The 13,905-nt window shown below is 59.3% G+C and carries 13 protein-coding genes and 1 tRNA gene; 3 read left to right on the top strand and 11 right to left on the bottom strand.

Annotated features, from left to right (window positions below):
- Positions 1–5: 5 nt before the first annotated feature.
- The 5 genes from FQB27_RS01160 to FQB27_RS01180 all read right to left on the bottom strand — a co-directional run bounded on the left by FQB27_RS01160 (position 6) and on the right by FQB27_RS01180 (position 7,168).
- Positions 6–2,405 (bottom strand): DNA translocase FtsK, encoded by a 2,400-nt coding sequence (locus FQB27_RS01160; RefSeq protein WP_169559042.1) that lies wholly within the window; start codon positions 2,403–2,405, stop codon positions 6–8.
- Between the two features lie 9 nt (positions 2,406–2,414).
- On the bottom strand, positions 2,415–3,605 hold the full coding sequence (locus FQB27_RS01165) for an aminotransferase class I/II-fold pyridoxal phosphate-dependent enzyme (protein WP_169559043.1): 1,191 nt from the start codon (positions 3,603–3,605) through the stop codon (positions 2,415–2,417).
- A gap of 321 nt (positions 3,606–3,926) precedes the next feature.
- Positions 3,927–5,246: an ammonium transporter gene (locus FQB27_RS01170; protein WP_169559044.1), complete on the bottom strand. Its 1,320-nt coding sequence runs from the start codon at positions 5,244–5,246 to the stop codon at positions 3,927–3,929.
- 10 nt (positions 5,247–5,256) lie between these two features.
- A complete protein-coding gene (locus FQB27_RS01175) occupies positions 5,257–5,595 on the bottom strand; it encodes a P-II family nitrogen regulator (protein ID WP_169559045.1) in 339 nt (112 codons plus the stop codon).
- A 214-nt stretch (positions 5,596–5,809) separates the two neighbouring features.
- On the bottom strand, positions 5,810–7,168 hold the full coding sequence (locus FQB27_RS01180) for an amidase (RefSeq protein WP_169559046.1): 1,359 nt from the start codon (positions 7,166–7,168) through the stop codon (positions 5,810–5,812).
- 59 nt (positions 7,169–7,227) lie between these two features.
- Between FQB27_RS01180 and FQB27_RS01185 the strand changes: the two genes are divergently transcribed.
- Positions 7,228–8,457 (top strand): FAD-dependent monooxygenase, encoded by a 1,230-nt coding sequence (locus tag FQB27_RS01185; protein ID WP_169559047.1) that lies wholly within the window; start codon positions 7,228–7,230, stop codon positions 8,455–8,457.
- Positions 8,458–8,512: 55 nt separating this feature from the next.
- Here FQB27_RS01185 and FQB27_RS01190 read toward each other — a convergent pair whose 3' ends face one another.
- The 5 genes from FQB27_RS01190 to FQB27_RS01210 all read right to left on the bottom strand — a co-directional run bounded on the left by FQB27_RS01190 (position 8,513) and on the right by FQB27_RS01210 (position 11,289).
- Positions 8,513–8,896, bottom strand: a complete 384-nt coding sequence (locus tag FQB27_RS01190; RefSeq protein WP_169559048.1) for a gamma-butyrobetaine hydroxylase family protein — start codon at positions 8,894–8,896, stop codon at positions 8,513–8,515.
- Positions 8,893–9,099 (bottom strand): Trm112 family protein, encoded by a 207-nt coding sequence (locus FQB27_RS01195; protein ID WP_169559049.1) that lies wholly within the window; start codon positions 9,097–9,099, stop codon positions 8,893–8,895. Before FQB27_RS01195 ends, FQB27_RS01190 begins: the two co-directional genes overlap by 4 nt.
- Before the next feature lie 21 nt (positions 9,100–9,120).
- Positions 9,121–9,780 carry an LON peptidase substrate-binding domain-containing protein gene (locus FQB27_RS01200; protein ID WP_169559050.1) on the bottom strand — a complete coding sequence of 220 codons (660 nt, stop codon included), beginning with the start codon at positions 9,778–9,780 and terminating at the stop codon, positions 9,121–9,123.
- Positions 9,777–10,685 (bottom strand): thioredoxin, encoded by a 909-nt coding sequence (gene trxA / locus FQB27_RS01205; RefSeq protein ID WP_169559051.1) that lies wholly within the window; start codon positions 10,683–10,685, stop codon positions 9,777–9,779. Before trxA ends, FQB27_RS01200 begins: the two co-directional genes overlap by 4 nt.
- A gap of 106 nt (positions 10,686–10,791) precedes the next feature.
- Positions 10,792–11,289 carry a prolyl-tRNA synthetase associated domain-containing protein gene (locus tag FQB27_RS01210; protein WP_169559052.1) on the bottom strand — a complete coding sequence of 166 codons (498 nt, stop codon included), beginning with the start codon at positions 11,287–11,289 and terminating at the stop codon, positions 10,792–10,794.
- 161 nt (positions 11,290–11,450) lie between these two features.
- Here FQB27_RS01210 and FQB27_RS01215 point away from each other — a divergent pair.
- Positions 11,451–11,525: transfer RNA gene (locus FQB27_RS01215), tRNA-Gly, on the top strand.
- 179 nt (positions 11,526–11,704) lie between these two features.
- On the top strand, positions 11,705–12,652 hold the full coding sequence (locus tag FQB27_RS01220; protein WP_169559053.1) for a LysR family transcriptional regulator: 948 nt from the start codon (positions 11,705–11,707) through the stop codon (positions 12,650–12,652).
- A 79-nt stretch (positions 12,653–12,731) separates the two neighbouring features.
- Here the strand turns inward: FQB27_RS01220 and FQB27_RS01225 are convergent, their stop codons facing one another.
- On the bottom strand, positions 12,732–13,904 hold the full coding sequence (locus FQB27_RS01225) for a M20 aminoacylase family protein (RefSeq protein ID WP_169559054.1): 1,173 nt from the start codon (positions 13,902–13,904) through the stop codon (positions 12,732–12,734).
- Between the last annotated feature and the right edge of the window lies 1 nt (position 13,905).

Below are 13,905 nucleotides of genomic sequence, written 5' to 3' on the forward strand. Positions count from 1 at the left end.
CCGGATTAACTGGTCCTGTCTTCAATATCGCGGGCCAGCACCTCGCGTTTGCCCACATGGTTGGCAGAACTGATCACGCCTTCCTTTTCCATCTGGTCGATAATGCGGGCGGCGCGGTTATACCCGATTTGCAGGTGACGCTGGACAAAGCTGGTGGATGCCTTGCGTTCGCGGCAGACCAGAGCCACGGCCCGGTCATAAAGTTCATCCCCGCTGGAGCCGCCCTCGCCGGGAATGCCGCCGAAATCGCCATCCTGTTCCTCGGTAACCTCGGCCAGATAGTCCGGCGCCCCCTGATTTTTCAGGAAGCTGACCACCTGTTCGACCTCTTCATCCGACACAAACGGGCCGTGTACGCGCTGGACCCGTCCGGCGCCCGGCATATACAGCATGTCACCCTGTCCAAGAAGCTGTTCCGCGCCCTGTTCGCCCAGCACGGTGCGGCTGTCGATCTTGGACGTTACCTGGAAACTGATCCGGGTCGGGAAGTTGGCCTTGATGGTACCGGTGATCACGTCCACGGAAGGCCGCTGGGTCGCCATGATCACATGCAGGCCGGCGGCACGGGCCATCTGGGCCAACCGCTGTACGGCTCCTTCAATGTCCTTGCCGGCGACCATCATCAGGTCGGCCATTTCGTCCACAATGATGACAATCATCGGCAGCGGGTCCGTATCCAGAACCCGTTCCTCGAACACCGGTTCGCCGGTGGTGGCATCGAAGCCGGTCTGGACGGTGCGTTTCAACTCCTCACCGCGTTTCTTGGCTTCACGGATGCGCTGGTTGTAGCCATCCACGTTCCGCACCCCAAGTTCGGCCATCTTGCGGTAGCGATCCTCCATCTCCTTGACGGCCCATTTCAGGGCCACCACGGCCTTGCCGGGTTCGGTCACCACCGGGGCCAGAAGATGCGGAATGCCGTCATAAACGGACAGTTCCAGCATTTTCGGGTCAATCATGATGAACCGGCATTCCTCGGGCGGCAGGCGATACAGCAGGCTGAGGATCATGGTGTTGACGGCCACCGACTTACCGGAACCGGTGGTACCGGCAATCAGCAGGTGGGGCATACGGGCCAGATCGGCCACGACCGGGTCGCCGCCGATATCCTTGCCAAGGGCCAGCGTCAGCTTGGAACTGGTGCTTTCATAGGTTGCAGTGGACAGCAATTCCCGCAGCAGCACGGTTTCCCGGCGCTGGTTCGGCAGTTCGATACCGATGGCGTTGCGGCCCGGAATAACGGCGATACGGGTTGAAATGGCGCTCATGGACCGGGCGATATCGTCGGCAAGGCCAATCACGCGGGAGCTTTTCAGCCCCGGTGCCGGTTCCAGTTCATACAAGGTGACCACAGGCCCCGGCCGGACCCGGCTGATGTCGCCCTTGATGCCATAATCGTCGAGAACGCCTTCCAGCATCCGGGCATTGTTTTGCAGGGAATCTTCGCTGAGCGGTTTGACGACCAGCTTCTTGTCCGCTTCGGCCAGCAGGGCGAGAGGGGGCAACTGGTACACGTCGGAAGGACCAAGGTCGAGGGCAGCCTGTTTTTCCGCCGCCACCCGCTTGCCCGCCTTTGTTTCGGTGCGGCGGGTGTCGATTTTGGGTTCGGTCGCCTTGGGCTCGTCCGCCTTTTTCTTGGATTTTCGAAGTTTGGCCTTCTTCTTCGCGGGCTTTTGGGGTTCGTCTTCCTCGCTGGACGGGGCGCCAAGGATCATTTCATCCTCGTCTTCATCCTCGTCCTCAGCGGAACGGCGGAACCCTTTCAGGAAGCCGGGCAGGCGGCCCACAGCGCGGGAGCCCTGCAAGACGCCGCGCCCCATGGTTTGCCATTCCGACAGCGGGAGGGCATAGGCCAGCACCAGCAGAACCGTCCCGAGAACGGCAAAAAACAGGGCCAGCAGAACCGATGGAATGGTCACGCCCAGCTGTTGGCCCAGAATGATCAGGTTGTTGAAGATCACGTCACCGACGATCCCGCCATACCCGGCATTGAGTGGCCAGCTTGCGGGAACGGGCAGGGCGGCCAGTGCGGCCGAAGTAAAGGACAGCCCGAACGGCAGCAGCGCAATATGCAGCCATCCCCATGACAGCCCCCGGTGCGAGGCAATGCGCCAAGCCCAGGCCACAAGGGCGAACAGCAGGGCAATGGACCCAAGGCCCACGGTTTGCAGCATCAGGTCAGAGGCATGGGCCCCGACCGTTCCCAGCAGGTTACTGGCGGGATTGTCCGTGGAATGGTTGAAGTTGGGATCCGCCGGGGAATAGGTAATCAGCGATACCGCGCCCAGCAGGGCCACGGCCAACAGGGCAAGGCCCAGCAACTCGGTCAACCGGCGGTACAGGAAATCTGTACTGCCACTCGGCAACAGGGAAATCGACTTGGATCCGGAACCTTTGAAATTCATAACTCTATTCTATAAAATATTGGCAAGCCTCGTCAGGGCTTCTTCCATCATATCGGGATCAAACACGAGGGCAACTCGGATATAGGCTGCACCGGGATTGTGGCCATTTTCGTTCGTTCCGGCCAGATATTCACCGGGCAGGACGCGAACGCCGCCCTCGGTCCACAGTTTCCGCGTTGCCTCGACACTGTCGCCCACATTCAGCCACAGGAAAAACCCGCCGGGCGGACGATAAAACTCGAACCGGTCCTTCAGGATGCGTTCGGCAATATCGATGTTGGTGCGATAGCGGTCCCGGTTGAGCGCCACATGGCTGTCATCATCCCAGAGGGCGGCAGAGGCAGCACAGACCGGCAGCGGGGACGCCGCGCCCGCAAAGTTGCGAAGATTGAGGAACGGCTTGATGATTTTCTCGTCGCCAGCCACGAACCCGCTTCTGAGGCCCGCCGCGCTGGAGCGTTTCGAGAGCGAGTGGAAGGACAGGACATTCTCCAGAGACCCGCCAAGGTCGCGGCATACTTCAAGGATGCCGATCGGCACCTCCCGGTCGTAAATTTCCGTATAGCATTCATCCATGATCAGCACGAAATCATGCTTGCGGGCCAGTTCCAGCACCCGGACCAGATAGTCCCGTCCGGCAATGGTGCCTTGCGGGTTGGACGGGCTGCACAGGTAAAAGGCGCCGGTCCGGTCCAGAAGTTCAGGCGTCAACTGGTCAAGATCGGGAAAGAAGTTGTTTTCTTTTTCCGCATCAAGGAACACAGGTTCCGCCCCCGCCATCACAGCGGATGCGTGATAGACATGATAATAGGGGTTCGGCATCAGGATGACAGGCTTGCCCGCCGCGGTCGGTGTCGGGTCGATGACTGTCTGGGCAATCATGTACAGGGCTTCCTTGGTCCCGTTCACCGGCGCGATGTGGCGGTCCTCAGCGACCATGCCGCCCGGCAGGTCGTATCGCCGGTTCAGCCAGCGGCTGATGGCGTTGCGCTGGTCCGGGGTCCCGTCGGCGGGAGGATATTTCCCATATTGGTGGTCCTGTTCCGCCAGCACCTCTTTCATGAATTCAGGGGGCTGGTTCTGCGGCTCGCCAATGGTCAGGGCCAGCGGTTTGACATTGGCCTTGGGGGTCAGGGGGTCCAGCAGGGCCCGCAATGCGACAAAAGGAGAACCTCTGAGAGAATTGAGATGGGGATTCATGGCCTGCGACGGGGTTGAAGGTGAGTACAAAACAAAAACAAAACTAATGAATTGCCGCACCCGGCACAAGTCCGATCCTGTATCCGGCCCAATTTAGGGGAAAGGTGGGGGAAAAAGGCCTCATTCTTCAGGGGGCGTTTCCCGTTTGTTCCGGGTTTGTGCAAATAATCCGACTTCTTTCGGGATGGCACGCGCCGCGAACAGAGGCAGGCGGGATTAGGGCTTTACAAGGGAGGGAGGCGAGGGGGAGGGGGAAAAAAGAGGGGCAACCTGACTGCAAGAGGACACAGTCGAGGTTGCCCCCAAGGGGGGGGAGACAACTTAGCTGCTGGGGCCAAACTCCGGATAGGCTTCCAGTCCCAGTTCCGCCTTGTCGAGACCGGTTGCCTCGTCCTCGTCACTGGCCCGGATACCAACGGTGTATTTCAGGATCAGCCACAGGGCAGAGCTGGTGACCAGAACGAAGGCCCCGATGGCGACCACACCGGCAAGCTGGGTTGCAAAGGTGGCATCCGTGTCGGAGATGGCCACCGCAAGGGTGCCCCAGATCCCGGCGCAGAGGTGGGCTGAAATGGCGCCGACCACATCGTCGATCTTCAGCTTGTCGAGGAACGGGACAGCGAACACAACAATGGCACCGCCCACGGCCCCGATCACGATGGCCAGACCAATACCCGGATCGGCCGGTTCTGCCGTGATGGAGACCAGCCCGGCAATGGCACCGTTCAGGGCCATGGTCAGATCGACCTTCTTATAGACAATCTGGGTCAGGATCATGGCGGACAGAACCCCGCCCACGGCCGCCATGTTGGTGTTGGCAAAGACATTGGCCATCTCGATCACCGCCTCGGCAGAACCAAGGGCAAGGACAGAGCCGCCGTTGAAGCCAAACCAGCCCAGCCACAGGATGAAAGTGCCAAGGGTCGCCAGCGGCAGGTTGGCCCCCGGGATTGGGGAAATGCGACCGTCCCGGCCATATTTACCCTTCCGTGGCCCAAGGATGACTGCGCCGGTCAGGGCTGCCCAGCCCCCGACAGAGTGCACCAGGGTTGAGCCGGCATAATCGGAAAAGCCCATGGCATCCAACCAGCCGCCGCCCCAGACCCAGGACCCCTGGATCGGGTAAATGATGGCCGTCAGCAGGAATACGAAGGCAAGGAACGGCCACAGCTTGATCCGTTCCGCCAGCGCCCCGGAGACGATAGAGGCGGCGGTTGCCACAAAGACCATCTGGAAGAACCAGTCGGAAGACGCGGCATATCCGCCTTCGGCAAAGGTTCCGGCAAGGGCCTCGGCATCATCGGGTCCCCATAAGGGGCTGAAGCTGCCGAAATAGCTGCCGACATCCATATACATCAGGTTATAGCCGATCAGATAGAAGGTCAGGGCAGAGATCGCATAGAGCGCGATGTTTTTCAGGCAGATGGTGGCAGTGTTCTTTTTCCGCACCAGTCCAGCTTCCAGCATGGCGAAACCGGCGGCCATCCACATGACCAACGCCCCGTTCATAAGGAAGGAGAAGGAGTTGAGGATATAGGCCGTCTCGCCGTCAACAGCGGCGCTGGCCGTTCCCGGCAGGATTGCCAGCAACGGAACCGCCGCAAGGACGGCCAACCGTGGTTTTTTGAATAACGTTATCATGGGAACTCTCCTAGAGGGCGTCTGCGTCTTTTTCGCCGGTTCTGATCCGGACGACGCTGTTCAGGTCGAAAACAAAAATCTTGCCGTCACCAATCTGGCCGGTTTTGGCCGTTTCCTGAATGGTTTCAACGACTTGATCGACTTGGTCATCTTGCAGGGCGATCTCGATCTTGATTTTGGGTAGAAAGGAAATGGCGTATTCGGCGCCGCGATAAATCTCCGTATGCCCCTTCTGGCGTCCGAACCCTTTTACCTCGGTGGCGGTCAGACCGGCGATGCCAAGGGTTGTCAGGGCGTCCCGGACATCGTCCAGCTTGAACGGCTTGATAATGGCCATCACAAGTTTCATTGTTTTCACCTCTTGAACGTTGCAGTGTCGTGTCAGGGATTGTGACCCTGCTCGCCTCTTGCATTTCAAGACCCGTGCCAATTCATAAGGTGATTCTAAAAGTCATTGTAAAACAGATAGATAACAAAAAAGCGCCCGAAAACCGGGCGCTTGATTGAAGAGTTTGTTTATTATAATTGCCTAAATTTTAGGCGCAGATTAAATTTTAGGCATACTATGAGGCCAGCGCCTGTTCCGCCGCTTTTGACAGCCGCAGCAGCTTGCCTTCCTGAAAGGGCGGGGCCATCAGCATCATGCCGATGGGAAAGCCGCCGACAAACCCGGCGGGCAGGCTGGTGGCGCACAGTCCCAGAAGATTGGCAAGCCGGGTCAGGCTGATGGACATCAGGGCGGCCTTCAAGTAAAGCTCCTCGTCCTCATAGAGCGGGGCAAGGGCGGGTGGGGCCTCGGGCACGGTGGCGCCGACCACAAGATCAAACCCGGCCGTTTCCTGAAGATACCGACGGGTGAAGTCTTTCAGGGACATATAAAGCCCAACAATGCCAGGGGCGCTAAACTCATCGGCGGCAAAGAACCGCCGGGCAATGGGGCCGAACATGCCGTCCGGGTTCTGGCGGGCCATGGCCGCCCACAGGACATTCCCCTCGATATTGGCGGGGGTGCCTTGCTCGGCGCAGCGATCCAGAACCTCCTGAAAGACGGGAACCGGTCCCTCGACAATCGTTGCCCCGGCGCGGGACAGTTTTTCAAGCCCCCGATCGATCCCGGCCTGAATGTCCGGGTCGACCAGATCGTTGAACACGGTGGTGGCCCGCAGGATACGGGTGCCGTTCAGGGTTGCGCCGCGAAGATCGGCAGGGGCGGTCCCGGCCAGTATGGCGGTGATCATGTTGGCATCGGCCACATCCCGGGTCAGGGGGCCGACCGTATCCTGTGACGGAGACAGGGGAACGGTTCCCTCCAGCGAAATCAGGCCATGGGTTGTCTTCAGGCCTGTCAGGCCGCACCATGCGGACGGGATGCGGACCGATCCTGCCGTATCCGACCCGATGCCTGCCGCCGCAAGGCCATGGACCACGGACAGCGCCGCCCCGGAAGAAGACCCACCCGGAACCCGCTTCACGGTCTTGTCAAACGGGTTGGCGCCGGTGCCGGTCCAGGCATTGTTACCAAGGCCGGAAAAGGCCACATCGGGCATGTTCGTTTTGCCAAGGCAGACCAGTCCGGCGCGGGTCGCCCGTTTCAGGCATTCGGCGTCATCCTCGGGGATGCGGCCTTCCAGTATTTTGGCGCCCGCCTCGGTGGCGATGCCTTTTGTATCAAACAGGTCCTTCCACGAGATGGGAACCCCGTCCAGCGGGCTGCGGCGGGTGCCGTTTCTGGCACGTAGGGCCGCGGCCTGTGCCTCTCCCAAGGCGCGTTCACCGGTGGTACGGACATAGATTTCACCGTCCGGGTCATGGTCGGCGATGCGCTCCAGAAAGGCGGTTGTCAGCTCGACAGGGTCGATCTCCCCCCGCTCGATTTGGCTGCCAAGGTCAAGGGCGGTCATTTCATGCCAGATATTTGTCATTGGATAATGCTCGCTTTATTCTTATAAGGTGACAACAGGATCAGAATAATGGAACCGGCATGGTTGACCAGAACAAAAGCAAACTCATGAATGCGGATATTCTCGTTGTCGGCGGTGGCCTGAACGGATTGCCCCTTGCCATTGCCGTCGCATCGGCGGGCCTGAAGGTGGTGGTGTTGGAGCGGGATACGCCCGAGGCCGTCACCGCGAACACCTTTGACGGCCGGGTCTCGGCGATTGCCCATGCGTCCCGGAACCTGCTGAAAAGCATCGGTGTGTGGGACCATGTGGCGGAAAAACAGCCCATGCTGGATATCCGTATCACCGACGGGCCGTCGAAATTCTTCCTGCATTATGATCATCGCCAACTGGGGGACGAGCCGTTCGGCCATATGGTTGAGAACCGCCATATGCGCGTGGCCCTTCTCAAGCGGGCGGCGGAAATCGATACCCTGACCCTGCTGGCCCCGGCGACCTATACCCGCATTGACCGGGATCAGGATGGCGTGACCGCCCTGTTGGAAGATGGCACGGAAATCCTCGCCCGTCTGGTGGTGGCCGCGGATGGCCGGGGGTCGCGCTTGCGGGAGATGGCCGGGATTGGCAAGGTTGGCTGGTCGTATGATCAGGCCGGGATTGTCTGTACCGTTGAACATGAGCGCCCCCATAACGGCGTGGCGCAGGAACGCTTCCTCAATCCGGGGCCGTTTGCCATTCTGCCCATGACGGGCAACCGGTCTTCGCTTGTCTGGACGGAACAGACGGATATGGCCCGTCACCTGATGGGGCTGGATGATGACAGCTTCCTTGAGGAAATGGCACTGCGTTTCGGGGATTATCTGGGGGCGTTGAAAATCGTCGGTCCGCGCTGGAGCTATCCGTTGGCGCTGCATCAGGCGGACAGCTATATCGGGGAGCGGCTGGCCCTGATCGGGGATTCCGCCCATGGCATGCACCCGATCGCGGGGCAGGGCCTTAATCTGGGGCTGCGCGATGTGGCGGCACTGGCCGAGGTGATTATGGATGCGGCCCGTCTGGGACAGGATCCGGGATCACAGACAGCCCTGCTGCGCTATCAGCAGTGGCGGCGCTTTGACAGCGTGGTTCTGCTGACCATTACCGACTTGCTCAACCGGCTGTTCACAACCGATATTTCCGTTGTCCGTCTGGCTCGGGATCTGGGGATGGCGGCGGTCAACCGGATGCCAAGCCTGAAGGGGTTCTTCATGGAACATGCCCGCGGCACCACGGGGGAACTGCCCCGCCTTCTGGCCGGCAAGCGGCTGTAGCCGCACCGGCCGCAGCGGCGGCCCGCTTCTGGGGTCTCGTTTCCGAGATCGCGGCTCAGGGGTCGCGGCTCAGGCCTGCCTTTGCAAGATTGTCCAGATACTGTTCCCAGACCGCGTCCTGGGTCAGCCCCAGTTCATAAAGATAACTCCACGAGAACAGGCCCGTGTCGTGCAGGTCGTCAAAGGACAGCCGCACCGCATAATGGCCGACCGGTTCCATGGACATGATGCCCACATGGCGCCGTCCGGCAATGATCTGTTTCTGGGCGGGGTTGTGGCCCTGCACCTCGGCAGAGGGGCTTTCCACCCGTAACAGTTCAGCAGGAAAGCGGAAGCTGTGACCATCGGCAAAACGGATGGCCAGCGTTTTTTCCGCCTTGATCAGCCGGACTTCCGTGGGTTTGGGGCGTCCGGCCTTGTCGTAAAGATCCCGCGTCATGATCCGGCCGGGGTATCGTCCAACTGGCGGGCTTCATCCACCAGCATGATGGGAATGCCGTTGCGGATCGGAAAGGCCAGTCCGGCCTTGCGGCTGATCAGCTCCCCGTTCTCCCGATCATAGTCGAGCGGTTCCTTGGTCAGCGGACAAACAAGGATTTCCAGAAGTTTCGGGTCAACGGATGTTGCATGGGTGTCTGACAACGGAGGTCTCCTGACACTGGGTTATTGAAGGGTTCTGTGGGGCTGGCCTTGCTGCATCATCATTCTGAGCAGGCAGATCAGCAATTCGGAGCGGGCGGGGACATCTTCTGCTTCCAGAAGGGCCTGTTTCTCCGCCGGGGCAAAGGGGCAGATCATGGACAGGGAATTGACCAGATTGTCATCGGCCAGATTGTTGAGGGCTTCCCAGTCGGCTTCCTCGCTTTCCAGTTCAAGGAAATGACGCAATACGCCCTGCAGGGCCTCCCGGTCAACGCTGCCGTCCTGCGGCGGGGTCAGATCGTGATGGAAGGGGGCATAATCGGCGACCACCTGCCGGTACCGGGTTGTGCACTCGACTTCCTTCTGTATCCGGAACCGGCACAGCCCTTCCAAGGTGATATGGAATGTCTCGTTGGGCTGTTCATGGAGTTCGCAGATTTTCCCGGCGCACCCGATGGTATAAAGAGGGGGCGTCGCGGAGGGGTGTTCCGGATCGCGGGGCTGAACAATGCCAATGACCCGATGGCTGGTCATGCAATCCCGGACCATGTCCAGATAGCGCGGCTCGAACACATTGAGCGGCAGATGTCCTGTGGTGAGGAGCAGGGCACCGGTCAGCGGAAAGACCGGCAGAATGGCCGGCAGTTCTTCCAGTCCTGACGTGGTGCCCAGATCGGTCATGAAAACAGGATGGCAGACAGCTTGCTGCGATATTCCTGCGAAATCTCGTGCATGGGGCCCAGGGCCTCGAACATTTTCAGCAGTTCCGTCCGGCCGGCTGCCTCGTTCCAGTCCCGGTCCTGCCGGATGATCTCGATCAGGTGGTCCCCGCCTTCCGCATGGGCACCGCTGCCGATCAGGGCGCGGGCCAGTTCAAGACGGCTTTGCAGGTTATCGGGTTCCGCGGCCACCTTCTGTTTCAGCGGTTCCAGTTCGCTGTCATCGACGGCGTTTTCTGCAAGGTCCAGTGCGGCCAGCGCGGCCGAGATGGCAGGGTGGGCGCGGTCCGCATCGGGCAGGGAGCCCAACAGGTCGCGGGCGGCTTCTGTCTCGCCCAGTTTGATATAGAGCCGGGACAGGTGGCCCTTGGCCTCCACATTGTCGGGTTCCAGATCCAGAATCTGGGCAAAAGAGGCAATAGCCACTTCCATATTGTCTTCTTCCAGCCCCGCCAGCCCCTGTTCCATCAGTTGCTCAACCGGGGAGGGGCCGATGCTGATACCGGCGTTTTTCTCGACAAATTCCTTAAGCTGGCTTTCCGGCAGGGCGCCCATGAAGCCGTCAACCGGCTGGCCGTTCTTGAAGGCAAAAACAGCAGGGATGGACTGGACCCGCAGGGCCTGCGCAATTTCCGGGTTCTGGTCGATATCGATTTTTACCAGTTCCACGGCGCCTTTTGCGTCATTGACGACTTTTTCAATGACCGGTCCCAGTTGTTTGCAGGGGCCGCACCACGGGGCCCACAGGTCCACCAGAATTGTTTTCTCGGCGCTTTTGTCGATGACATCCGCCTGAAAACTCATGGTTGTGCCGTCCTTGACCCAGTTCATCTCTCCGCCTGGAGTGCCTTCAATTACCGTTTCCATAATCTCACTATACCGTCAAATTGCCAGATCACCCGATGGTCCCCGCCGGGAATTCAATGTCCGGAATACCAGTTTCCTTGCCCTTTGTTAAGTCTTCGCCCGGGGGTCAGGGCGCATCAAGGGGCACAATCGTGAAATTGTGACCGCAACTTTCGATAAACCGGACAAGGTCTTCACTAGATACTTGCGTTGTTTTGTCATTAATCAAGGGGTGAAAGTTCAAAAATTTCTCTTCCATCATGCGGGAATCCAGCAGCACCTTGACCACGGCCTCGCCATCGTTGATCAGCGAGAAGGGCGTAACCGAGCCCGGCTCCACCCCCAGCGTGTCGATCAACAGCTCCGGTTTTCCAAAACTGAGATTTTTGGCGCCGATCTTTTTCTTCAGCTCCTTCAGGTTCACCGGGGTGTCTTCCAGACAGACCAGCAGGTACAGATCGCCGGTCTTGTCTTTGAGGAACAGGTTCTTGCTGTGACCGCCCTCCAGATCGCGGGAAACGGCCTGCGCTTCCTCGACAGTGAATACCGGATCATGATGGTGGGTTTGATGGGTGATTCCCAGTTGATCCAGTCGGGCGAACAGGTCTTCAGGGCTTGCAGGCATGAAATCAATTCTCCGGGAAAGCAAAAAACAGCGGAAAAGATAGCGGTCTGACAGGGTTTTCGCCAACCGGAAAATAAAAAATCAAATTTTTTCAAAAAGGCTATTGCATTCAGTTCGAAGATGGATATTATCCCGCCTCGCAGCACACAGTTGCACGCCGAGCGGGCGTAGCTCAGGGGTAGAGCATAACCTTGCCAAGGTTAGGGTCGTGAGTTCGAATCTCATCGCCCGCTCCAAATTTTCAAAAGGCCCTGCCATTCAGTTGGCGGGGCTTTTTTGCGTTCAGGCCCCTTCCTTTCGTCTTTCTTGTCGATTTGCCGTCAGAAATCTGGCTCTTTCCCTGTTTTTTTGCAAATATCGGAACAGAAGAACCAAATTTGTTTCACTGATTGCGTGCGGCGCAAGGGAGGACGGCATGGATAATCTGGGTGCCATGCGATTGCTGATCGATATCGTCAAAACCGGCAGCTTTTCCGAAACGGCCCGTCATTTCGGGTTGGCCCCGTCGTCGGTGACCCGCCAGATGAACGCGCTGGAGGAAATGCTGGGGGTGCGGTTGCTGACCCGGACGACCCGGCATGTCAGCCTGACCGAGGCGGGGCGGATCTATCATGAGCGGGCGAAGGTGGCGGTTGCCGATATCGACGACATGAACCGGGCGGTTGCGGAACTGGATGCCACCCCGCGGGGCGTGCTCAGGGTCAGTGCGCCTGTCGTGCTGGGCCGGGTCCAACTGGCGCCCTATCTGTCCCGTTTTCTGTCCCAGTATCCGGATGTCTCGGTGGAACTGTCCCTGTCCGACCAGTTGGTCGATCTGGTGCAGGAGGGGATGGACCTTGCCATTCGGGTGGCCTCGCGCCTGCCGGATTCGACCCTGATTTCCCGGCGCATTCATACGGTGCAACGGGTGATTTGTGCTTCGCCCTGTTATCTTGAAAAAAGGGGCGTCCCCGCAAAGCCCACGGATTTGATCGATCATGAATGCCTGACATTCCGCGTTCAGGGGAACAGCGAGTTATGGGGCATTGGGGCGCGGAACTGGCGGTTCTGCCAGAACGGCGCGGTGCAGGATGTGGCCGTGTCCGGGCGACTGGAATCCAACAATGGGGATGTGCTGGTCGAGGCGGCGCTGAGCGGCCTTGGGCTGGTGCATCTTCCGCGCTGGATCGTGGGGGAGTATATCGAGCAGGGTAAGCTGGTTGAGGTGCTGGGGGACTATGAGATCGGCCCCTATATCACGGACAGCAATATCTTTCTGGTCTATCCGTCCAACCGCTATCTGTCGCCCAAGGTGCGGGCCTTTGCGGATTTTGCCGCCGAACTGTTCAAGTCGAACCAGAATTATCAGGAGCGCCGGGGATAATCCGCCGAGGGGCAGACGCTCCCCGGCGCTCCGGGTTGGTTTTGTCAGAAACGGGTGTTTCCGATACCGGTCCTCTCTATCAGGACCGGGGCATTTCCTGTTCTACCAGCTTGGCCCACAGGCTGGCCCCCAGCCCCAGAACCTCGTCATTGAAGTCGAACTTCGGATGGTGGACAGAATAGTTGTGATCCTCGTCGTTGGTGCCAAGGAAGATATAGGCGCCCGGACAGGCTTCCAGCATGAAGGAGAAATCCTCGCTGCCCATGCGGACCGGTGTGTTGGTATCGACCCGGTCTTCTCCGACGACGGCAATGGCGGCGCGGGACAGGATTTCCGTTTCCTTCTCGTGGTTGACGGTGCAGGGATAGAAGCGCTGGTAATTGACGGTGATCTCGGCCCCAAAGGTGGCCCCGACGCCTGCCGCAATTTCCTTGATGCGTTTTTCAACAAAGTCGCGCACTTCCGGTGTGGTGGTGCGGACAGAGGCGGTCAGTTTGGCGTCATGGGGGATGATGTTCTGGGCGGTTCCGGCCTCGAACATGGTGACACTGATGACGGCGCTGTCAACGGGGCTGACATTGCGCGAGACAATGGTTTGCAGGGCAATGTGAAGCTGCACGCCCACCTTGATCGGGTCCACGGTGAACTGGGGATGGGCCGCGTGGCCGCCCTTGCCGCAGATCATGAATTCGACCGCATCGGCCGACGCCATCAGCGGGCCTGACTTGATGTTGAAGGTACCCTTCGGCATCATGGGCTGGTTATGCAGGCCATAGACCCCGTCGCAGGGGAACCGTTCGAACAGGCCGTCCTTGACCATGGCATCACCGCCGCCGCCACCTTCTTCGGCGGGCTGGAAGATGAAGTTGACGGTGCCATCAAAATTCCGGGTTTCAGACAGGTATTTTGCGGCGCCTAGCAGAATGGCCGTATGACCGTCGTGACCACAGGCGTGCATCTTCCCTTCATGAACGGACTGATAGGGAACACCGGTCATTTCCTGCATGGGAAGGGCGTCCATATCGGCCCGAATGCCGATTGCGCGGTTGCTGTTGCCCTGACCCTTCAGGACGCCGACAACACCGGTCACACCAATGCCTTCATGAACCTCAAGCCCCCATTCGCGCAGCTTGTCCGCGACGATCTTTGCGGTGCGGACTTCCTCATAGCAAAGTTCCGGGTGCTTGTGGATATCCTGACGCCATTGCTTCATGTCGTCCTGTAATTCGGCAATCCTGTTATATGGGGGCATA

The organism is Sneathiella chinensis (assembly GCF_012720115.1).
Lineage (GTDB): Bacteria > Pseudomonadota > Alphaproteobacteria > Sneathiellales > Sneathiellaceae > Sneathiella > Sneathiella chinensis.